Source organism: Pseudomonas sp. McL0111, from assembly GCF_052567255.1.
Genome location: NZ_CP199585.1, coordinates 22,212 through 42,805 on the forward strand (window position 1 = coordinate 22,212; position 20,594 = coordinate 42,805).

General features: G+C 56.9%; 26 protein-coding genes and 1 tRNA gene. 15 read left to right on the plus strand and 12 right to left on the minus strand.

Annotated elements, in window-relative coordinates:
* The first annotated feature begins 1 nt into the window (after position 1).
* Both ACTWLJ_RS00125 and ACTWLJ_RS00130 read left to right on the plus strand, forming a co-directional pair.
* Positions 2-1,516, plus strand: coding sequence for a tripartite tricarboxylate transporter permease (locus ACTWLJ_RS00125; protein ID WP_401215696.1), 1,515 nt, complete (start codon positions 2-4; stop codon positions 1,514-1,516).
* On the plus strand, positions 1,509-2,543 hold the full coding sequence (locus ACTWLJ_RS00130; RefSeq protein ID WP_445179428.1) for an AbrB family transcriptional regulator: 1,035 nt from the start codon (positions 1,509-1,511) through the stop codon (positions 2,541-2,543). Before ACTWLJ_RS00125 ends, ACTWLJ_RS00130 begins: the two co-directional genes overlap by 8 nt.
* A 135-nt stretch (positions 2,544-2,678) precedes the next feature.
* On the opposite strand, the gene ung is transcribed toward ACTWLJ_RS00130, so the two are convergent.
* A complete protein-coding gene (gene ung, locus ACTWLJ_RS00135) occupies positions 2,679-3,371 on the minus strand; it encodes a uracil-DNA glycosylase (RefSeq protein WP_401215700.1) in 693 nt (230 codons plus the stop codon).
* A 132-nt stretch (positions 3,372-3,503) separates the two neighbouring features.
* On the opposite strand from ung, the gene ACTWLJ_RS00140 reads away from it, so the two are divergent.
* Positions 3,504-4,616 carry an enoyl-CoA hydratase/isomerase family protein gene (locus tag ACTWLJ_RS00140; protein ID WP_445179429.1) on the plus strand — a complete coding sequence of 371 codons (1,113 nt, stop codon included), beginning with the start codon at positions 3,504-3,506 and terminating at the stop codon, positions 4,614-4,616.
* 51 nt (positions 4,617-4,667) lie between these two features.
* On the opposite strand, the gene ACTWLJ_RS00145 is transcribed toward ACTWLJ_RS00140, so the two are convergent.
* Positions 4,668-5,072 (minus strand): hypothetical protein, encoded by a 405-nt coding sequence (locus tag ACTWLJ_RS00145; RefSeq protein ID WP_445179430.1) that lies wholly within the window; start codon positions 5,070-5,072, stop codon positions 4,668-4,670.
* Between the two features lie 178 nt (positions 5,073-5,250).
* Entirely contained in the window at positions 5,251-5,514 is a 264-nt protein-coding gene (locus tag ACTWLJ_RS00150; protein WP_445179431.1) for a hypothetical protein, read from the minus strand.
* 210 nt (positions 5,515-5,724) lie between these two features.
* Between ACTWLJ_RS00150 and ACTWLJ_RS00155 the strand changes: the two genes are divergently transcribed.
* From ACTWLJ_RS00155 to ACTWLJ_RS00185, 7 genes are all read left to right on the plus strand, one after another.
* Positions 5,725-5,943, plus strand: coding sequence for a cysteine-rich CWC family protein (locus ACTWLJ_RS00155; protein ID WP_445179432.1), 219 nt, complete (start codon positions 5,725-5,727; stop codon positions 5,941-5,943).
* Positions 5,944-5,976: 33 nt separating this feature from the next.
* Positions 5,977-6,669, plus strand: a complete 693-nt coding sequence (locus ACTWLJ_RS00160; RefSeq protein WP_445179433.1) for a pseudouridine synthase — start codon at positions 5,977-5,979, stop codon at positions 6,667-6,669.
* A 316-nt stretch (positions 6,670-6,985) separates the two neighbouring features.
* On the plus strand, positions 6,986-7,870 hold the full coding sequence (locus ACTWLJ_RS00165) for an alpha/beta fold hydrolase (RefSeq protein WP_445179434.1): 885 nt from the start codon (positions 6,986-6,988) through the stop codon (positions 7,868-7,870).
* 157 nt (positions 7,871-8,027) lie between these two features.
* A tRNA-Gly gene (locus tag ACTWLJ_RS00170) sits at positions 8,028-8,101 on the plus strand.
* Positions 8,102-8,345: 244 nt separating this feature from the next.
* Positions 8,346-8,663 carry a helix-turn-helix domain-containing protein gene (locus tag ACTWLJ_RS00175; RefSeq protein ID WP_445179435.1) on the plus strand — a complete coding sequence of 106 codons (318 nt, stop codon included), beginning with the start codon at positions 8,346-8,348 and terminating at the stop codon, positions 8,661-8,663.
* Entirely contained in the window at positions 8,656-9,915 is a 1,260-nt protein-coding gene (locus ACTWLJ_RS00180; RefSeq protein WP_445179436.1) for a type II toxin-antitoxin system HipA family toxin, read from the plus strand. Before ACTWLJ_RS00175 ends, ACTWLJ_RS00180 begins: the two co-directional genes overlap by 8 nt.
* Positions 9,916-10,054: 139 nt before the next feature.
* Positions 10,055-10,783 carry a class I SAM-dependent methyltransferase gene (locus ACTWLJ_RS00185; RefSeq protein ID WP_445179437.1) on the plus strand — a complete coding sequence of 243 codons (729 nt, stop codon included), beginning with the start codon at positions 10,055-10,057 and terminating at the stop codon, positions 10,781-10,783.
* A gap of 56 nt (positions 10,784-10,839) precedes the next feature.
* On the opposite strand, the gene tam is transcribed toward ACTWLJ_RS00185, so the two are convergent.
* Positions 10,840-11,610 (minus strand): trans-aconitate 2-methyltransferase, encoded by a 771-nt coding sequence (tam, locus tag ACTWLJ_RS00190; RefSeq protein WP_445179438.1) that lies wholly within the window; start codon positions 11,608-11,610, stop codon positions 10,840-10,842.
* Between the two features lie 373 nt (positions 11,611-11,983).
* On the opposite strand from tam, the gene ACTWLJ_RS00195 reads away from it, so the two are divergent.
* Both ACTWLJ_RS00195 and ACTWLJ_RS00200 read left to right on the plus strand, forming a co-directional pair.
* Positions 11,984-12,487, plus strand: coding sequence for an inclusion body family protein (locus ACTWLJ_RS00195; protein ID WP_401215719.1), 504 nt, complete (start codon positions 11,984-11,986; stop codon positions 12,485-12,487).
* A 125-nt stretch (positions 12,488-12,612) separates the two neighbouring features.
* Positions 12,613-13,149, plus strand: coding sequence for an AidA/PixA family protein (locus ACTWLJ_RS00200; RefSeq protein WP_445179439.1), 537 nt, complete (start codon positions 12,613-12,615; stop codon positions 13,147-13,149).
* Between the two features lie 46 nt (positions 13,150-13,195).
* Here ACTWLJ_RS00200 and ACTWLJ_RS00205 read toward each other — a convergent pair whose 3' ends face one another.
* Positions 13,196-14,281 carry a type I restriction endonuclease gene (locus tag ACTWLJ_RS00205; RefSeq protein ID WP_445179440.1) on the minus strand — a complete coding sequence of 362 codons (1,086 nt, stop codon included), beginning with the start codon at positions 14,279-14,281 and terminating at the stop codon, positions 13,196-13,198.
* A gap of 222 nt (positions 14,282-14,503) precedes the next feature.
* On the opposite strand from ACTWLJ_RS00205, the gene ACTWLJ_RS00210 reads away from it, so the two are divergent.
* A complete protein-coding gene (locus tag ACTWLJ_RS00210) occupies positions 14,504-14,914 on the plus strand; it encodes a low affinity iron permease family protein (protein WP_401215723.1) in 411 nt (136 codons plus the stop codon).
* Between the two features lie 92 nt (positions 14,915-15,006).
* On the opposite strand, the gene ACTWLJ_RS00215 is transcribed toward ACTWLJ_RS00210, so the two are convergent.
* The 7 genes from ACTWLJ_RS00215 to ACTWLJ_RS00245 all read right to left on the minus strand — a co-directional run bounded on the left by ACTWLJ_RS00215 (position 15,007) and on the right by ACTWLJ_RS00245 (position 19,900).
* Entirely contained in the window at positions 15,007-15,510 is a 504-nt protein-coding gene (locus ACTWLJ_RS00215) for a DUF4142 domain-containing protein (RefSeq protein WP_401215725.1), read from the minus strand.
* A 74-nt stretch (positions 15,511-15,584) separates the two neighbouring features.
* Positions 15,585-15,743 (minus strand): KGG domain-containing protein, encoded by a 159-nt coding sequence (locus ACTWLJ_RS00220; RefSeq protein ID WP_401215727.1) that lies wholly within the window; start codon positions 15,741-15,743, stop codon positions 15,585-15,587.
* Between the two features lie 117 nt (positions 15,744-15,860).
* Positions 15,861-17,210 carry a diguanylate cyclase domain-containing protein gene (locus tag ACTWLJ_RS00225; RefSeq protein WP_445179441.1) on the minus strand — a complete coding sequence of 450 codons (1,350 nt, stop codon included), beginning with the start codon at positions 17,208-17,210 and terminating at the stop codon, positions 15,861-15,863.
* 79 nt (positions 17,211-17,289) lie between these two features.
* Entirely contained in the window at positions 17,290-17,928 is a 639-nt protein-coding gene (locus ACTWLJ_RS00230; RefSeq protein ID WP_445179442.1) for a LysE family translocator, read from the minus strand.
* 60 nt (positions 17,929-17,988) lie between these two features.
* Positions 17,989-18,405: a fosfomycin resistance glutathione transferase gene (gene fos / locus ACTWLJ_RS00235; RefSeq protein ID WP_445179443.1), complete on the minus strand. Its 417-nt coding sequence runs from the start codon at positions 18,403-18,405 to the stop codon at positions 17,989-17,991.
* Between the two features lie 4 nt (positions 18,406-18,409).
* Entirely contained in the window at positions 18,410-19,126 is a 717-nt protein-coding gene (locus ACTWLJ_RS00240) for a hypothetical protein (RefSeq protein WP_445179444.1), read from the minus strand.
* Between the two features lie 39 nt (positions 19,127-19,165).
* Positions 19,166-19,900, minus strand: a complete 735-nt coding sequence (locus ACTWLJ_RS00245; protein WP_445179445.1) for a hypothetical protein — start codon at positions 19,898-19,900, stop codon at positions 19,166-19,168.
* 180 nt (positions 19,901-20,080) lie between these two features.
* On the opposite strand from ACTWLJ_RS00245, the gene relB reads away from it, so the two are divergent.
* Positions 20,081-20,320 carry a type II toxin-antitoxin system RelB family antitoxin gene (gene relB, locus ACTWLJ_RS00250; protein ID WP_401215739.1) on the plus strand — a complete coding sequence of 80 codons (240 nt, stop codon included), beginning with the start codon at positions 20,081-20,083 and terminating at the stop codon, positions 20,318-20,320.
* Complete coding sequence (locus ACTWLJ_RS00255; protein ID WP_445179446.1) at positions 20,310-20,594, plus strand: type II toxin-antitoxin system RelE/ParE family toxin; 285 nt, start codon at positions 20,310-20,312, stop codon at positions 20,592-20,594. Before relB ends, ACTWLJ_RS00255 begins: the two co-directional genes overlap by 11 nt.

Below are 20,594 nucleotides of genomic sequence, written 5' to 3' on the forward strand. Positions count from 1 at the left end.
TATGGATACTCTTGGCTATTTGGGTCAGGGTTTCGGCGTCGCGCTGAGCCCGTACAACCTGGTGACTGCACTCTGCGGCACCCTGATCGGCACCGTCGTCGGCCTGCTTCCGGGCCTCGGCCCGATCAACGGCGTGGCGCTGCTGATCCCGATTGCATTCGCTCTGGGCCTGCCACCGGAATCGGCATTGATTCTGCTGGCAGCCGTTTATCTGGGCTGCGAATACGGCGGCCGCATCAGCTCGATCCTGTTGAACATCCCGGGCGAAGCCTCCACCGTGATGACCACCCTCGACGGCTACCCGATGGCCCGCAAAGGCCTGGCCGGTGTTGCTCTGTCGCTGTCGGCGTGGAGTTCGTTCATCGGCGCATTCATCGCCACTTGCGGCATGGTGCTGTTCGCCCCGCTGCTGGCGAAATGGGCGATTGCTTTCGGACCGGCGGAATACTTCGTGCTGATGGTGTTCGCGATTGTCTGTCTCGGCGGCATGGCCGGTGACCGTCCGTTGAAAACGTTTATTGCGGCGTTGATCGGTCTGTTCCTCTCGACCGTGGGTATTGATGCCAACAGCGGCGTGTATCGCTTCACTGGCGACAACATCCACCTGACCGACGGCATCCAGTTTGTGGTGCTGGTACTGGGCCTGTTCTCCATCAGCGAAATCCTCCTGCTGCTGGAAAAAACCCACCATGGCCAGGAAGCGGTGAAAGCCACCGGGCGCATGATGTTCAACTTCAAGGAAGCGGCGTCGGTATTCACCGTGAACCTGCGTTGCGGCGTGCTCGGCTTCATCATGGGCGTGCTGCCGGGAGCTGGCGCGACATTGGCCAGCGCCGTGGCCTACATGACCGAAAAACGTATCGCTGGTGCCAGTGGCAAATTCGGCCAGGGCGACGCTCGCGGTCTGGCAGCGCCGGAAACCGCCATCGGCGGCGCGGCGTGCGGCGCACTTGTGCCGATGCTGACCCTCGGCGTTCCAGGTTCGGGCACCACGGCGGTGATGATCGGTGCGTTGTCGCTGTACAACATCACGCCGGGGCCGTTGCTGTTCCAGCAACAACCGGACATCGTCTGGGGCCTGATCGCTTCGCTGTTTATCGCCAACGTCATGTTGATCGTCCTCAACATCCCGATGATCCGCGTGTTTACCCGCATCCTCGCCGTGCCGAACTGGGCACTGGTGCCGGTCATCGCGATCATCACCGGGATCGGCGTCTACGCGGTGCACGCCACCACCTTCGACCTGTTCCTGATGATCGGTATCGGCATCTTCGGTTACATCCTGCGCAAGCTGGACTTCCCGTTGTCACCGCTGCTGCTGGGTTTCATCCTCGGCGGTCTGATGGAGCAAAACCTGCGTCGCGCCCTGTCGATCTCCAACGGTGCACTCGAAATCCTCTGGTCGAGCCCGATCACGGTCGGTTGCTGGGTGTTGACGGTGATCATGCTGGCAATGCCGATCATCCGTATCTGGCGCAAACGTTCGGCAGCGCAACGCGCCATCGCCGATGTTTGATCGCTCGTCCCTGCGCGGTTGGTGGGCGACCCCGCTGGTCGGTCTGCTTGGCGGTTACCTCGCCAGCCAGATCGGCTGGCCGCTACCGTGGATGGTCGGCTCGTTGCTGGCGATCATCCTCGTGCGCTGCCTCACTCCATGGCAATTGACCGAAATCCCTGGCGGCCGCAAGTGCGGCCAGTGGATCGTCGGTATCGGCATCGGCCTGCACTTCACTCCGGTGGTGATGGAGCAGGTGCTGAGTCACTTCGGTCTGATCTTCTTCGGTGCGCTGGTCACCAGCCTGTCTGCGGTTGTTGGCGTGTGGTTGATGCGCCGTACCGGTGAAGATCGCGCCACGGCATTCTTCTCCAGCATGCCCGGCGGCTCCGGCGAGATGGTCAACCTTGGCGCCCGCAACGGCGCCAAGCTCAGCCATGTCGCTGCGGGTCAGAGTTTGCGGGTGCTGGTGGTGGTGCTCTGCGTGCCGGCAGCCTTCAAGTATCTGCTGGGCGACGGTACGCCGATCTCCCACGCCGGCAATGTCGATTGGCGTTGGCTGGCGATTCTGTTTCCAGCGGGCGCCCTGCTCGCCTGGCTTTGGCAACGTTTGCGTCAACCCAATCCATGGCTGTTCGGGCCGTTGCTGGTGAGTGCCACGGTGAGCATCGCCTGGGATCTGCACATTGGTCTGCCGGATGGCGGCAGTCAGATCGGTCAATGGCTGATTGGCAGTGGATTGGGTTGTCACTTCAACCGGCAGTTCTTTCGGCGGGCGCCATCGTTCATGGGGCGCACATTGATTGGTACGGCGCTGACCATGTTGATCGCAACAATGGCGGCGTTGGGGTTGAGTGCATTGACTCAGCTGGATCTGCGTTCACTGACGCTGGGCATGATGCCCGGAGGGATTGCGGAGATGAGTCTTACGGCGGAGACCCTGCAACTGTCGGTGCCACTGGTGACGGCGATGCAGGTGATGCGGCTGTTGTTTGTGCTGTTTCTGGCGGAGCCGTTGTTCAAGTACTGGAATCGTAATCCCGAGTAATACTGATTGACCGAGTTGTTCCCTTCGCGAGCAAGCTCGCTCCCACAGGGTTTTGTAGTGGACACAAATCATGTGCTCAACCCAAAAACCTGTGGGAGCGAGCTTGCTCGCGAAGGGGCCGGCCCGATCAACACATCAAACCGGCGGCAACCGCCACTCGATCGGCGCTTCGCCATTCTGCTCAAGAAACTTGTTGGTCCGGCTGAAATGCCCGCAACCCAAGAATCCACGATAAGCCGATAGCGGCGACGGATGCACCGAGGTCAGCACCAGATGCTTGGTCGCATCGATCAGCTTCTGCTTGCTCTGCGCATGCGCGCCCCACAGCATGAACACCAGATGCGGCTGCCGCTCGCTGACCAGCTCGATGATCCGGTCAGTGAAAAACTGCCAGCCCTTGTCCTTGTGCGCATTGGCGTTGGCGCGTTCGACGGTCATGGTGGTGTTGATCATCAACACACCCTGATCGGCCCAGCTTTGCAAGTAACCATGGCTCGGAATGTCGATATTCAGATCGCGTTTCAACTCTTTATAGATGTTGACCAGCGACGGTGGCGCCGGCACGCCCGGCTGCACCGAAAAGCACAAACCATGGGCCTGGCCCGGGCCGTGGTAAGGATCCTGACCGAGGATCACCACTTTGACTTTATCCAGCGGCGTTGAATTCAGCGCATTGAAAATCATCGGGCCCGGCGGGTAGATTTCCTTGCCGGCAGCCCGCTCCTGCTGCAGAAAATTGCGCAACTCTGCCATGTAAGGCTGGTCGAACTCAGCACGCAGTGCCTCCTTCCAGCTTGGTTCGAGTTTGATACGGTCGTCAGCAGTCATGGTCATATCCGGCAAAAACAATGGGGCGAACCCTAGGAAAGCCGACCACGCTTGTCAATTGATCTGACGCAGATCCGGCACTTTCCCACACAGCGATCATACTGAACGCTCAATTTCCCGATCGAGGTCACGATGAATCTGCACTTCGAAGAACGCACCGGCACCGACGGCGCCCGCCTCGGCATCGCCAGCCTGGACGCTGAAAAGTCGCTGAATGCGCTGTCCCTGCCGATGATCAATGCCCTCAGCGACAAACTGAACGCCTGGGCCAAAGACCCGCAAATCGTCTGCGTACTGCTGCGCGGCAACGGCGCCAAGGCTTTCTGCGCTGGCGGCGAAGTCCGCAGCCTGGTGGAAGCCTGTCGCGCCCATCCCGGCGAAGTCCCACCGCTGGCAGCGCAGTTTTTCAGCGCGGAATACCGTTTGGACTACAGCCTGCATACCTACCCGAAGCCGCTGATCTGCTGGGGCCATGGCTACGTGCTCGGCGGCGGCATGGGTCTGTTGCAAGGCGCGAGCACACGCATCGTCACCCCGAGCAGCCGACTGGCGATGCCGGAAATCACCATCGGTCTGTACCCGGATGTCGGCGCCAGTTGGTTTCTGTCGCGACTGCCGGGCAAGCTCGGTTTGTTTCTTGGTTTGACCGGCGCACACATGAACGGTCGGGATGCGATTGATCTGGATCTCGCCGACCGTTTCCTGCTCGACGAACAGCAGCCAGAACTGATCGAAGGCCTGCTGCAACTGAACTGGCAGGAACAGACCCCGATGCAACTCAACAGTCTGCTCAAGGCGCTGCAACAGGAAGCCGTGGCGCAAATGCCAGAAGCTCAGTGGTTGCCACGCAGACAGCAAATCGACGAACTGCTGGATGTCAGCGACGTCACCTGCGCCTGGAAAGCCATCAGCCTGCAACGCGACAGTCGCGACCCATTGCTTGCCCGCGCCGCCAAGACCATGAGCGAAGGCTCGCCGCTGACTGCGCATCTGGTCTGGGAACAAATCATTCGCGCGCGACATATGTCGCTGGCCGAAGTTTTTCAGATGGAATACACCCTGAGCCTCAACTGCTGCCGCCATCCGGAATTCAGCGAAGGGGTTCGGGCGCGATTGATCGACAAGGATCAGAAACCGCATTGGCACTGGCCGGACATTCACAATGTGCCGGAGGCGGTGGTCGAGGCGCATTTTCACAAGGTTTGGGAGGGGCGGCATCCGTTGGCGGATTTATCGTCCTACTAAAATTCGGACACAAAAAAGCGGCGCTTTATGCGCCGCTTTTCATTGCAGGTGTTACCAGCGGTTGCCGCGACCGTTGTGGTCACCTCGGTCGCTGTGTCGATCGTAATTGCCGCGACCGCGATGGTCATCCCAACCGCCGCGACGGTGGTCGTTCCAGTTACCGCGATCATTACCGCGCCAGCCACGGTTGTCGTAATGGCGCGGCGCCGGTTGGTAATAGCGCGGCTGCGAGTAATAACGCGGGGGCGGCTGGTAGTAACGTGGTGCTGGTTGGTAGTAGCGCGGGGCCGAGTAATACGTGCTGCCACCGCTGTAATAATTGCCGCCACCGCTGTAGTACGCCGGTGCGGGTGATGTGTAGACCTCCGACCTGTAATAGGTGTCTGCGTAGGAGTAAGGGGCACAACCGGCCACGGAAAACATCAACACGGCAAGCAGTAGGATTCGGCGATACATGGCGGCCTCCTGGACCGCGGATTGCCCACACCAGCGACGCTGGCAGGCATCAGTCGTTTATTCGGTGACTGACGAATGATCTGACAGCGTTTTCCGAATCTGGTGCGTTTCTGCAACAAGTTGAAACAAGTGATTGATGAAAGCTTGTTCATCCGCCACGCCACCATTCAGCCGCTGATTAGTGGTGGCCACCATGATATCCGCCGCCGTGATAACCCCGCCCGTAGCCGCCGCGATAGCCGTAACCACCGTAGTAATACCGGGCGCCGCCGTAGTAGCGCGGGCCGTAATATCCGCCGTAGTAATAGGGAGAGTAATAACCGGGATAGTAATAGGGCGTTGCGTACACATTGGGCGGAGCGTCGTAGTAGTAACAACCGGACAACCCCAGACCGAGCACTGCACCGAGCAGCGTTTGACGTAACAGCTTTCGAACACGCATGACGGCCTCCTGAAAGACCTGCGACAGCAGTCGGCACGGACCGGCTGACATCAGATTTGACTGAGCAATTCATGCCAAGTGCCCTGCCGCGCCGGCCTTCAGATCAATGGCACCGCTTGCGCAGCCGTGCCCCTCAGGCCGATCATGCGCAATACACGCAACCCTGCCGCAATGGCACCTGCGTCACATCGTGTTTATGGCTGACCCTTGATGAATCAACCCGACCTCTGCCCCGCCTGTGGCGCACGCAACGACTGCTCACTGGCCGATCCGCGAACCGCCGACCGCGCCTGCTGGTGCTACGGCGTGAGTATCGATCCGGCAATCCTCGAAGCGCTGCCGCCAGAACTGCGCGACAAATCGTGCCTGTGCCCGCGCTGCGCTCAGGTCGAGGCGCAACTGCAAGCGTCTGCCCGGCAGATCCCGTAAGATGCCCGCCCCTTTGCTTGCCGATTTCTGACCATGCGCGTCGACCGCTTCCTCAGCAACCTGCCCCGCTTCAACCGTCAGCAGGTTCGCTTGTTGCTGGTGGAAAAGCGCGTGCGCGTTGACGGAAAAGTCGTCGGCGATCCGCATAGCGAGGTATTGGAATTCAGCCGCGTCGAAGTCGATGACGAGGTGTTGCAACTCGGCAAACCGGCACGCTATTTCATGCTGCACAAACCGCCAGGCTGCGTCAGCGCCACCCGTGATCCGCAACACCCGACTGTGCTCGACCTGATCCATGAACCGGACAAGGACGACCTGCACATCGCCGGGCGCTTGGACTTCAACACCACCGGGCTGATGCTGATCACCAACGATGGCAGTTGGTCACGCCGCCTCACTCAGCCGCAAACCAAATCGCCAAAGGTCTACTACGTCGAGACCGAGCAAGACATAAGCGCGGAATATGCGATCAAGTTTGCCGAAGGCATCTACTTCGCCTTCGAAGACCTGACCACGCAACCGGCGCAGCTCGAACTGCTTGGGCCGAGGTCTGCGCGCTTGAGCATCGTCGAGGGGCGCTACCATCAGGTGAAGCGCATGTTCGGCCACTTCGACAACAAAGTGTTGCGCCTGCACCGTGAATCGATGGGCCCGCTGCTGCTGGATGACGCGCTAAAACCGGGCGAGTACCGCGCTTTGCGCACCGAAGAGATTCATTTGTTCTAAGCCGCCGACCGCTCAGCAGAACTTGTCGAACAATTCACCAACGGCACTTGCGCGATCCCCATGCCCCTGCTTGAATCAGGACGTCGGCCAAATTGTGACCGATGAGTCACACCATACCTCTAAGAAACTTTTTGCCGGGCGGAGAGCCACCAGCCTTCACCTCCGCCGACAAACTGCCCGCCAATAACAATACCCGTCGACCTGCCGTTCCGGATCGACATGGGCCCCAAAATTCCAGGCGTATGCCTACCTGTCACAAAGCTCGTGCAATCTCTATTTGCGCGCATACCCGCTTGCTTGCCAGGAGTCTTATGACATGAGGCCAGAAATCGCTGTGCTGGATATACAGGGTCAGTATCGGGTTTACACGGAGTTCTATCGCGCAGACGCCGCAGAAAAGACCATTATTCTGGTCAACGGCTCGATGGCCACGACTGCGTCGTTTGCACAAACCGTGAAAAATCTGCACCCGCAATTCAACGTTGTCTGCTATGACCAGCCCTACGCGGGCAAGTCAAAAGCCCACAACCGTCACGAGAAAATGCTCACCAAGGAAGTCGAAGGCCAGATCCTTCTGGAACTGATCGATCACTTTGGCGCCGAGCACGTGTTGTCGTTTTCCTGGGGCGGCGCCGCCACTCTGGTGGCGCTTGCGCAACGGCCACGACGTATAGAGAAAGCCGTGATCAGCTCGTTCTCGCCGGTGATCAACGCCCATATGCTCGACTACCTCGAACGCGGCATCGACTACCTCGGCAGTCGGGATGGTGATCGTGTCGGGAACCTGGTCAACAGCACCATCGGCAAACACCTGCCGTCGCTGTTCAAGCGTTTCAATTATCGTCACGTCAGCAGCCTTGCCGAACACGAATATGGCCAGATGCACTTCCACATCAGCGATGTACTGCACAGTGATCGTCAGTGCTATTTGAATGCGGCGAAGAAAATCGATGTGCCGGTGCTGTTCGTCAATGGCGAGTGGGATGAATACACCGCCGCCGACGATGCGCGTCTGTTCGGCAACCATGTGGCGCACAGCACCTTCATGACGCTGCAGGCCACCGGGCACTTCCTCGACATGGAACACAAAGCTGCATGCCGCGACAGCCAGAACGCCCTGCTCGACTTCCTCAAACCAGCGGCGCAGACAAACCGAACGCATTACCGGTTTGTGCAGGATCAACATGCATTGGCCATTTGAAAGCGTCAGCGCGAGCAAGTCTGCGGGCCTGAGGTATCAGCGCCTCCTCACCTGCCAGGCTTGCCCGCGATTGACCGATTTCAGCGCTGTAACGTCATGCGAGCAAAAGAAAACTTCAAATCCGTGGCCGAGTCTGGTACAAAGTCAGCCGCTCTGAGCGGGTATAGTTTAATGGTAGAACAGTAGCTTCCCAAGCTTCCGACGAGGGTTCGATTCCCTCTACCCGCTCCAATCGAATTTCAGTCTCACGTTAGATTCTTGACGGGGGATGCAGGTAACGAAAAACCGGCATCGATGGCCGGTTTTTTTGTGCCCGGAATTTATGAACCGTCAAATCATAACTCCATAAAATTGTGAGTTAACCTCGATAAAGGTTAATAAACACTTTTTTAAGGGATTTATGTTCTTGGACGCATTGCTACCTTAATTCTATAATTTTGTGAGTTAAGCCACCTTCAGTCGCGGTAATCACAGTATGTTGGAATTAACTCTCAGCAAGCCCAGCGAAGTCGTCAAACGGCTCTGCGAGCGTTTGCGCACAGAACGGCTTGCCCAGCAGATGACACAGGCCGATGTGGCCGCACGCGCAGGTATCGGGACCAACACCGTCTCTAACCTGGAAGCCGGGCGTAACGTCGGTTTCGAAAATGTTATCCGCGTAGCCATGACACTTGGTCGCGGCAAGGAACTCGAAAACCTGTTCCTGCCCAAACTGGATAGCCTGGATGACATCGTCCGCTACGAAACCACTGCCAAGCGTCATCGTGCCAGAAGGAAATCAGACAATGCTTAAGCAGGTCGATGTCTTCTACAACGGCTGGGGCGAGCATTGGCGTTGGGGCTCGCTGGTATCCACGACGGCGATCTCGGGTCGGCCAATGATCGTATTCGAATACAGCGACGAGGCGAAAAAAAGAGGGCTGGAACTCTCGTCATTCAGACTTCCACTGGAAGGTCCCCGGTTACGCCGAGACTTCCCGTCCCATCAGTTGGCATTACCAGGCCCAGTGTATGACTCGCTACCAGACGGTTGGGGAATGCTACTGATGGATCGCTTATTCAGGCGCCGCAACCTCAATCCGGCGCGCATTGGTCCGCTTGAACGACTTGCCTACATAGGCAATAACGCCATGGGCGCCATGTCATTTGAACCTGTTGCTCCCGAGGCGCTGGAGCCACACAAACATATACCCATCGAACTGCTCGCGAGCGAAGTTCAGCAAGTGCTCAATGGCGACGGCGGAGCCTTCCTACAGGAACTGCTGCTGGTGGGGGGATCTCCGCAAGGTGCCAGGCCAAAGGCGCTGATCTATCGCGATCCAGCGACAGAAGCTTTTACTACTGCTGCTACCGAAGGTTTCGAAGCGTGGTTGGTCAAGTTCCCGGCCAGACAAGAACACCCCGAAGTGTGTGCCATTGAGATGGTCTACGCCCACTGCTTGCGCTTGTGCGGCATAGATACTCCAGACACCCGATATTTTCGCCTGCCTGACGGGCTGGCAGCTTTCGCCACCAAACGCTTTGACAGGCAGGATGGACTGCGCGTGCCCATGCAAAGTCTCGCAGCCTTTACCGGAGCAGATTTCCAGACAGCGGGCGTGTTGGACTACGTCAATTTCTTGCGGGCGACTCAAATGTGCACTAACGACGTCCGTGAAAAAGCGGTGGCTTTCGAGCGCGCTGTCTTCAATGTCGCGTTCAACAATCGTGATGATCACCCCAAGAACTTCGCCTACCTGATGTCGTCGTCCGGCGAATGGAAATTGGCTCCTGCCTACGACGTGACGTTCTGTGAAGGACCGGGCGGGTATCACCAGATGGACGTGATGGGGGAAGCGCTGGAGATAGACCGCAGAGCCATGCTCAGACTGGCAGAAGAAGCAGAGATAAAGGCTGATAAAGCGGGAGATATCATCAACAGGATTTGCGACGTGGCAAGCCAGTTCGGGGCTTTTACCGAGAGTCTCTATTCGGGCATGATCACCCCGGAAACCTTGCACATTATCCAGAATCGAATCGACGAAAATATCGCGTTACTTCGCTGAAGCGAAAACCGCCAAATATATTGGCATCTCCCCCCTCCCCCTGCGCGGCCAACAACGAGCACGCGTCTGCACTTTTCGAGGGATTCCACATGGCGGCGAGCATGCCGCTGATGACAGAACTCAGAAGAGCACTTCACTCATGACTCAAAACATTTACGACGATCCTGAATTTTTCCAAGGCTACAGCCAGATGAACCGCTCCATCGGCGGTCTCGACGCGGCGCCGGAGTGGCCGGCACTTCAAGCGTTATTGCCACCGATGCACGGTTTGTACGTGGTAGATCTAGGCTGCGGCTACGGCTGGTTCAGTCGTTGGGCCAGCGAGCACGGCGCCGCGAACGTGTTGGGGCTGGATGTTTCGGAAAAGATGCTGGAACGCGCCGCCGAAACCACTTCAGCGGCGAATATTCGCTACGACCGTGCCGATCTGGAACAGCTGGACCTGCCTGCTTGCACCTTCGATCTGGCTTACAGCTCGCTGGCGTTGCACTACATCAAAGATCTGTCCGGGCTGTTCGCCAATGTCTACGCAGCGCTGAAACCGGGCTCACACTTTGTTTTTTCCATCGAACACCCGATCTTCATGGCGCCGCGCAATCCCGGTTGGCTGATCGACAATGAAGGACGCAAACGCTGGCCGCTGGACAGTTATCAGATGGAGGGCGAGCGCGTGACTAACTGGCTGGCCGAAGGTGTGATCAAGCAGCACCGTACGGTCGGCACCTTGCTCAATACGTTGATCGCGGCCGGCTTCAACATTCGGCATGTCAATGAATGGGGGCCGAGTGATGCAGACGTGGCCGCACAACCGGCACTGGCGGAAGAACGCGAGCGGCCGATGATGATGCTGGTGGCGGTACAGCGCTAACGCATCAATCAATTGTGCAGAGGGAGCATGTTCCCTCTGCACAGGCTTGTTCCATGTCAGCGCGTCGCGACGATGAACAATCGCGGAAACGGCAGCAGAACCGAACCATCCTCAAGCGTCGGATAAGCCTTCTCTACCGCCGCCAGATACTGCTCCAGGTACTGCGCCCGCTCCGTCTCGGTCAACGGATTGAGAAACGGGATCAGCCCACTGCCCTTGAACCACTCGACGACGCCTGAAGCGCCACCCGCCAACTGGTGGTGATACGTGGTGCGCCACACATCGACCCGCGTGCAGTGCGCACGCAGCATCGAGAAGTAAGTGCTGGCAGTCGCCATCTCGGTACGCTGCCCGGCGGCGCCGGCAAGTTTGCTCGCCCACGGGCCATCGGCCGCGACTTCACGCATCAACCGGTGGGAAGGTTCGTTGAGGTTGTCGGGCATCTGGATCGCCAGACTGCCGCCGGGTGCGAGCTTGCTGGCCAATGCCGGCAGTAACGAGGCGTGGTCCGGTAGCCACTGCAACACCGCATTGGCAAAGATCACATCGAACGGACCTTCATCCGCCCAGCGATCAATCTGCGCCACTTCGAATTGCAGCTGCGGTAAACGCTTGCGTGCCGCCTCGATCATGTCCGGCGAACTGTCCAGCCCACTGACTTTTGCCCCCTGAAAACGCTGCACCAGCAACTCGGTCGAGTTCCCGGGGCCGCAACCGATATCGACCACCGACCGCGCGTCGGTCGTGGGAATCGCCGCCAGCAGATCGCGGGCCGGGCGGGTGCGTTCATCTTCAAAAGCGACGTACTGTTTGGCGGACCAACTCATTGCGTTTCTCCTGTCGGGGCATTTCAGCGGTTCGTCACGATACAGGCTGCGATGCGAGCTGATCCAGAGCGACTCATTGCAAACGGTGTCAGCAGATTCATGGCTTATCGCCAATTCATCGGCTCCTATGCTTTTGACGACCGTCCGTCGAACCGAATCAAAGCGATTTTGACAGCTAAAAAATCGTACCTATAGTCAAGGTGCGGCAGTCGGAAGGAACCCGACGCATCAATTTTCGTGCTGGGAGCACGGCCAGCTCATACCTCATGACCGGTGGGTTCCGCCAGTAGTGTGCTCGCAACAGCCAAGTGGCAAGCAAGCGTCGTCGCGTCTCGATCGAGTCCGACGATCACTATGAAAAAGGAGCTTAACCATGTCTCGAGTCACGGATATTCTGGTTTCCATCGACACCGAAACCATCCTGAAAAACTATCCGAACATCAGCAAGAATCCTGCTTCGCCCACCATGATCGATGTCAATCATGTGTACATGGTCACCAATCAGAACAACGTGGTCAGCGGCCAGGCCGGGGGTGAACTGAACCTCAAGGCGCAGGTCGGTGATCTGATTCGCTGGCGTGAAACCAGTCTGTCGCAGAGCTTCGAAACGGCAGTCATTTTCTACAAATTCATTGGCAACAAAGGCAGCGAGCTGATCTCGACACCTACGCCGCGCAAGGCTACAGCCTGCGTCGCGGTGCCAAACACCAGCAACCCTTCAGTGCCAAGCTGCCAGAAAGTCGATAACCATTACTGGTCATCCGAAACCCTGGAATGCGGCAGCGTGACCTATCACTTCCACTTCCTGATCGTCGATCGCGACTGCAAGATTGTCGGCTGCTGCTCGTGGGACCCGTTCATCACTATCCGCAACTGATACGGCGCGAGGCCTCTTGATAGCGAGAGGCCTCGTCCTTCAATTGTCGCCCCGGCCGGAACAGGATGTCTTGCCTGGACCAATGCGTTTGCCGTTTTGCACCACCATCATGAAAGGAATCCATGATGACTTCCGAACCGATCCCGTCGCCGTCTTCCGGCGACACCAGCGCACACAATATATTGCTGATCATTGATGCCGAATCGCTGCTTACGCACTATCCGAGCCCAAGCCAGGATGCCGCGAAGCCAACTGGCATCAGCAATGGATTCATCTTTTTCGCAGCCGGTAACACTTCGAAAGAAATAGTTATAAATGACAGTAAAATCACGCTTCCTGTTGATATCGGCCAGGTTATCCGCTTTCGTGGCAGAACCGTGAGCCTGATTACCGATCACAGCGCGGTGATTTACAGCATGACTGTCGACAACAGCGGCATCCTTTCCAATCCAGCGCTTGAAGTTCACACCGGCCTCACCGTCCCCGCCCCCAACCCGCAATCTCCTACGGAGCCAAGCAGTCATAAAGCTGACGATCACTTCTGGGCTTGCACGCCGAAGAAACCGGGCAGCGTTAAGTGCGAGCTGAGTTTCATGCTGGTCAATCAGCAGTGTGAGGCGCAGGGATATTTCATATGGACGTTTAGCTTCGAAATTAACTGATTAAATCGGCAGCAAAAAAACCGGCCTTCAAGACCGGTTTTCAGCATCAGTCGTAGTACCCGACTGTTTTTTTCAAATGATCTGAATACTCATATATGTCATCGACTGAGTTAATGGGGTGGCGCGTCTCATTTTTTTCCTCATCAAAAATACCGAGGTACTTTTGTGAACGATTGAAATGGAGTCGACAGATCGGTTTACGATTGTTGTCATCCAGCAGGATGCCGAAATAACTCTGCGTATCACGCTGAACTATCCGCTTGGCATCGACCACCGATCGAACTAACGCCCGGACAATGTGATAACCCTCTAGCTCCTCCAGAGTGGTCAAGACTTTGTCATCTGACTCGTCACGCGGATCGACCGGATCTGTTCCCGCCGTTACCGATGGCAGTGCAGCCAAGGCTGGTTGAATAGTCCCACTCATTGCGGATTTGAGCCGTTCATTGATTTGATCGTTGAGAAACTGCGCGACAGCCTTTCTCGTCAGTTCATGAAACTGCTCACGAACCTTCTGCGTGATCACTCCGTCGTATACACGAGAAGCGAATACCTTGACGAAGTCGTCATCCGGCTTGCTGACCTGAGATGCGATTACTTTCTTGATCTGGCTGACGTACTTCAATTCGCCAGCGGCACTGATGATCGAGTCAACATCGAATGCTGACTTGGTCAGTTTGATTAATTCGGGAACCGAGTATTCATCGATATCCAGAAGATCCAGTTCCAGAAACGGCTTTTCATCCATCTTGTTCGCTGCGTCCAGATCGGTAAAAAACTTATAGACCTGACCATTTGTGAGAATGGAGATTCGGGCGCTGGTCACGTGAAAGTAGCGAAATAATTGAGAGGCATGATTGATGTGCAGCGACTCACCAATTTTTTTGCACTCGATGAGAATTTGCACCTCGCCATCCTTCATGATGGCGTAATCAATTTTCTCACCCTTCTTCGTGCCAATATCGCAGACAAACTCCGGCGTCACCTCCGTCGGATCGAAAACGTCATAGCCCAGCACAGTGCTGATAAACGGCATGACGAATGCATTTTTTGTTGCTTCCTCTGTTTGGATTGCAGCGCTCTGCAACCGAACTTTCGCGGCTAGACTGGCTAACTTTTCGAAAAACTCCATGAGTGGCCTCTGCTTGATTTCGATCCATGTGCTGACTTAGTGGCAATTTGATTGCCCCTTGATACTAGACACAAACCCGTACAAAGAAAGGGCCGCCCCAAATTTGCGCTCTCACCACCGCAAATCAGCTCGAGCTTTTATCGAGCGAAAATATTTATAAGTAGAATTTTCGCAAAGCCCCGAGTGTCAGAACTTCAACACCCCCCAATAAGGAACACGGTCATGAAGTTCGCAAAAATCTCCCAGAAGCTCGCCCTCTGGGCCGGTAGCCCCAAGACATTTATGGGTGCACTGATTCTGATTGCACTCTGGGGGATGAGTGGGCCGATTTTCCATTTCAACGACACCTGGCAACTGATCATCAATACTTCGACGACGATCATCACCTTCCTCATGGTGTTTCTGATTCAAAACACGCAGAACCGTGATACCGACATCCTGCATCTGAAGATCGACGAGTTGCTGCTGGTGACCAAGGAAGCGCAAAACGCGATGCTCGGGCTGGAGGCGCTTGATCTCAAGCAATTGGAGGCGTTGCGCCGGCACTATCGCAGTTTGGGTGAAGGCGAGGTTTTCAATCTTGATGGGCTGGGAGAGAAGAGCAAGCCGAAGCAGGATTTGAATGACTGCTGAAACAGATTCAAAAGATCGCAGCCTTCGTTAGCCCCTACATAAATCCCTGTAGGAGCTGCCGAAGGCTGCGATCTTTTGATCTACAGCTCAAATCAACGGCTGGCTTGCAGCGCCCGGGCCATTTCCAGATGGCTTTGCAGTTTTGGCAGGGTTTCGTCAGCGAAGGCTTTGATCTCTGGCACGTCGGTAGTCTGCGCTTCCTGCTGAATTTGCTGAATGGCTTCTTCGGTAGCCTTGACCTGGCTCGCAGCGTAAGCCTGATCGAAGGTCGCGCCGTCTTTGACTTCGGGCATCAACGCCTTGGCCTTGTCGGCAAGTTCTTCGCGCGGTTCGATGGGTATATCGAGCTTCTTGGCGATCTTCGCCAGATGCTGATTAGCGGTCGTGCGGTCATTGATCACGACAATGGTGTAATCCTTGACCTCTTTGGATTCGGATTTCTGGTGCGCCAATCGGCTGGCTTCAATGTCAGCCATGCCTTTGGCCGAGGCATCGTTGATGAATTCGGCAGGCGACTGGGCAAAGGCACTGCTGGCACACAGGCCCAACAGGGTGGCAAAACTTAAACGACGTACTCGGGTGGCCATCCGGCTCATGGTCGCGCCCTCCTTCTTTCGAAATTCAAGCGGGAGCTTGCGCCCCCGCCTCTCAATCAAAACTACCTCACCGACTACTTCGATTTCTGAGCGGGCTTGCGGCCCATTTCGGTTTTCGAAGAATCTTTGTCGACAGTCGTGGTGGTAGTTTTCCCACCTTTGCGACCGGCTTCAGACGCTTTCGTTCGATCGTTGGCGAAGTTTCCCGAGTTCGAGTTTCTTGAGTTAGGCATGATTCTCTTCCTCTTGGTGTTGATCGTCGCGAGCAGGTGCCCGCCTAGATTGAGAATGGCCTGACCGGCAAAGGTTTAGAAAAGTTGCCGACACTGCGACGAACGGTGAGCGCTGATTCAGACGTCAAGCGCCTGATGATTCAGGCGCTTGGCTGCATACATCGCCTGATCGGCGTGGCGGAACAGTTGCGGCTCTTCATGGCCATGATCCGGGTAAAGAGCAACACCAATGCTCGATTCGATGTGCAGGCTGTGGCCATCAAGGCGCATTGGCTGCGTCAGCACCTGACGGATTTTTCCGACGACGTTATCGGCATCTTCGACCGCGTGAATGCTGTGCAGCAACACCACGAACTCGTCGCCACCAATGCGCGCCACGGTATCGGTTTCACGCACACACCCCTTGAGCCGATTGGCCACTGTTTGCAGGAGCATGTCGCCGATGGCATGTCCGAAGGTGTCATTGACCTGTTTGAAGCGATCCAGATCAACGTACAACAGCGCCATATGCCCAGACGCTTCCCGGGCACAGGCCAGCGCTGCCTTGAGCCGATCACGCAGCAGTTCGCGATTGGGCAATTGGGTCAACTGGTCGTATTGCGCCATGCGCCGCAGCCGTGCGTGCAATTGCTGGCGCTCGATGGCCGTAGCGACCTGGGCGCAGACGTATTGCAGCAGTTCTTTGTCCTGCTCGGTGTAACGCTCACCGCCGGGCAGGCTTTTGACGATCAGGGCGCCGATGGTGCCGTTTTTCGAGTTCAGCGGCACGCCTAGCCAGCACGCGGCATTCTGGCCTGTCACCAGTGCGGCGAAATCGGCTGGCGAATCGGGACCGTCAGGCGTCAGAAGAATCGGCTGGCCGCTGCGAATCACCTCGGCGCAAAGGCGCGCGGTGGTTGCACCCGGTTGCTCTGGCTGCAACTGGTGATCGTCGACGTGGTAAGGGAAGTTCAACTGCCCGCAGTGCTCGTCATACAGCGCCACGGAAAAATTCATCGCCGGCAGCCATTCACCGATGATCAGGTGCACGCGTTTGAACAATGCCAGCAAGTCCTCAGCCGCATGTGCAGCCTCGGAAATCGCGTAAAGCGCCGCTTGCCGTGATTCGGCCTGCTTGCGTTCGGTGATGTCGCGGGCCACGGCAATGCGCAGTTGATCGACTTCCGACCAGCGCGCCGACCACAAAATGTTAGCGACGCTGCCGTCCTTGCGCACGTAGCGGTTTTCAAAATTGTGTTTCGGCTCGCCGCCCATGATGTCGTGGGCGGCAGCGAGGGTGCGCTGACGGTCAGCGGGGTGTACGAGCTCGATCATCGGCCGGCCGATCAGCTCATCCGGTGTGTAGCCGAAAATACGTTCGCAGGCGGCGCTGACAAAAACGAAGCGGCCTTGCTTATCGACGGCACAAACGGCGTCCAGCAATAGATCGATGAAGCTCGCCAGCGGCGCGGAGTTTCGGCTTTCCATGGTTCAGCGTGGATGTCCGGGCAATGCAGCACTCATCAACCATCCCTGCCCCAAAAACGTTGTTTCCATTCAAAAAATCTCAAGCCTTGTTCGGCATCAGTCCCGGCAAGGCATGGACCAGCGCATTCACCGCAAAACCGATGAACATCACCCCGCACAAGCGGGTGATCAACAGTTCGTGGCGCTGATATACCGTGCGCACGCGCTGCGCGCCGACAACGCCGATCAGAATAGCGTAGGCCAGCAAGCCGCCGAGAAAACTCAGGGCGATCAGCATTGGCAACATCGACCAATTGAGCAGTTCGGCGCGGCTCGACAGCAGCGCGGTGAACGTCGCCACCGCCACCGGATACGCCTTGGGGTTGGTCAGGCCGAACAGAATCCCGTGCCAGAACGGGTTGCGCGCCGCGCCCTGCGGGGCGTCATCGCTACGGCGTTGGGCGCGAACTGCACGCCAGCCGAGCCAGAACAGATACAGACCGCTGAGCACCCCAAGCACATCGAACGCGGTGCTGCCGATCTCGCGAGCGCCGACAATCGCGATCAGTGCGGTGCTACACCAGACCACATCACCGAGCAGATGCCCGCAGAGAAACCCGGCCCCGGCCCGTCGCCCATGAGCCGCGCCGATGCCAAACACCGCCAGCACTCCCGGACCCGGCGTGATGCCATAGATGAAACCCGAGGCCAGAACGGCCAATAGCAACGATAGAGTCATGGAAAACCTGTCAGCGCCCGTACACGTAGTGGCCAGTCTATATCAGCCGATTGCGCCTGATCACTGCCCGTCGTAAAAACGCATGCCCGAGTACGGTTTCTGCCGACACGCTGTCAGTCGGGAAGCAAGATCGCCGACATGCAGTTCGAGCTTGTGCCCGTCAGGGTCGAGGAAGTAGAACGACGCACCTTCGCTGCCGTTGTCCCGCCACTCCTGCACGTTGGCAGCTTTTAGCTGCTGGACAAGTAGCGGGAAACTCTCCGCGCTCAAGTTGAAAGCGTAATGGGTGTAATCCGCGCCGGGTTCGGCTTTGCGCAACGGATCGAGCGACAGACACAGCCATAAACCGGGCAACGACAGATAGGCGCCTGCGTCCCACGTGGCCTCGACGCGCAAACCGAGCAGATCGCGATAGAACGCGAGACTGCGAGGCAAATCGCTGACGGCGAGGGTCAGGTGGTTGAGGCCGGTGAGCATCGGATCAGTAACCTCTGAAGTCTTCGGGGACGTTGTATTGTTTGCCGTCGTAACTAAGGGTGATTTGAGTTTTACCCAGATCAGTGGTCTTCGACACGCACTCTTTACCGGACTTGTAGGTTTTCAGCGCCGAACGGTTGGAGGTGATGATCAGGTCGGCGAAACCGTTGTGGCTGGTTTTACCGATTTCGAGAGTTCTGCGCACTTTCTGGCCTTCACCTTCGCAATCACTCATCCATTCGCCGTTGTCTTTATAGATCACTAAACCTTCAAGTACCGGACGCAACTGGCTGCCTTCACGCACATACAACGCCAGGTCGGTCTTCTCGTACGGGATGGCATGCGAGCTGTGGCCAAACATCGATCGCAGCCCAAACGCACGCAACCCCGGCGCCACGTTGTAGCGTGCCGTATCGATCTTCAAGTCGCGTAGGTTGACGGCATCGGAGTTGTAGGCGCCGGGCTTGTGATAACTGGCGATGGTTTTGGCGCTTGAGTTCACGATCGACAAGTCCAGGTCGAAGGTTCCGACATCTTTATCGTCTGCCGAGTCAGGCAGGAATGTGGACTTCACGGATATCGCCTGATCATTGAAGGCCGGCCAGACTTTGCAGCGTGAGAGTGATTTACCGTCGAACTCTTTGACGATGCAGGCAGCCTGGGCTTGAGCAGAGAGGGCCAGAAAACCGAGGGCGATTAGAAGTCTGATTGGGGTGAGCATTGTTCTTCCTTGATAAGTGTCGTGTTTGGCAGGCATCAATCAGAAGCCTTTGAAGCCTTCTGGCAAAACGTAGGCCTTGCCGTCATAACGAAGTGTGGTCAGCACTGGTTTGTCGGTGGTGGATTTTACATCGCAGGACTGCGGCTCGCCCTCGCCAACAAGGCTGGTAGAGACTGACTTGACGATCAGGTCGGCGTAACCGTGAGAGCGGGTCTTGGCCAGTTCCACGGTTCGAATCGTCTCATAGCGTTCACCAGCGCAACCGCCATCCCACTCTCCACCAAACTGATAAACCACAAACCGATCCATGACCGGGCGCAAGGTACTGCCCTCTTTTACGTAGAGCGACAACAAGGTTTCATCTACGGGATTAACCCGAGAGGAGCCTCTAAATCTCACCCGAACACCAAAGGCTTGTAGCTCTGGGGTGAGTTTGTAGCGTGCGGTATCCAGTTGCAGATCATCCACGGCAATGGCATCGGACATGTATGCCGAAGGCAGTCGATAGGTCGCAAGTGGCTCAGGACTGTCAGTCGACAACACCGACAAGCCAAGATCGTAGGTCCCCACCCGGTCTGATTCGCCATACATAGGATCAGGCGAAAAATTAGCGACTGCGGTTAGCGTAAGACCAGGAAAAGCCGGCCAGTCTTTGCAGACGGAAAAGTCCATCACCTTCACCACCGCTGGGCGCTCACAAGCGGCCAATACCTGACCCGCCATCAGCACACCCAACAGTGCAGCACACCCCATCACCCCAGACTTCACTGTCACTTCCCACTCCCTTGATAACTTTTTCAGCCGCGCACTATCCCCTGCGCTATCGGCCGTTTCAACCGAATCTATATCTGGCCGCCAATCTGCTCGGTGCTGGCAAGGCTGACGAGTGGAAGTGGTCTATCACCGCATGACACTGTAGTGTTGTGTATTACAAGCCACTACATCGAGATCGCCATGTCTGTCATGTCTTTGCGTCTTCCAGACGAAATTGCCGACACACTCTCCAACCTCGCCAAAGCGACCGGTCGCAGCAAGTCTTATCTGGCAGTCGATGCGTTGCGTGAATACCTCGCCCGAGAGGCCTGGCAAATCGCAGAGATCCAACAGGCTTTGACGGAAGCCGATGCTGGCGACTTCGCCTCAGCCGAAGAAGTCAGGTCCATTGCCGACAAATGGAAAGCCAATGCGAGTTGAGTGGCTACGTACCGCGCTAAAGAATCTCGATGACGAAGCCGCCTACATCGCGATTGAAAATCCAAAAGCGGCTTCGCAGTTTGTTCAGGCGATTGTCGATAGTGTCGATCACCTCTGCCGCTTTCCGGCCTCCGGGCGCGAAGGACGATTACCCGGTACCCGAGAATGGATTCTGCCCGACCGCCCTTATCTGATTCCTTATCGGGTTCGCCACGGTAGCGTGCAGATTCTGCGTATCTTTCACACCCGCCGGCTTCCACCCAATAGGTGGTAG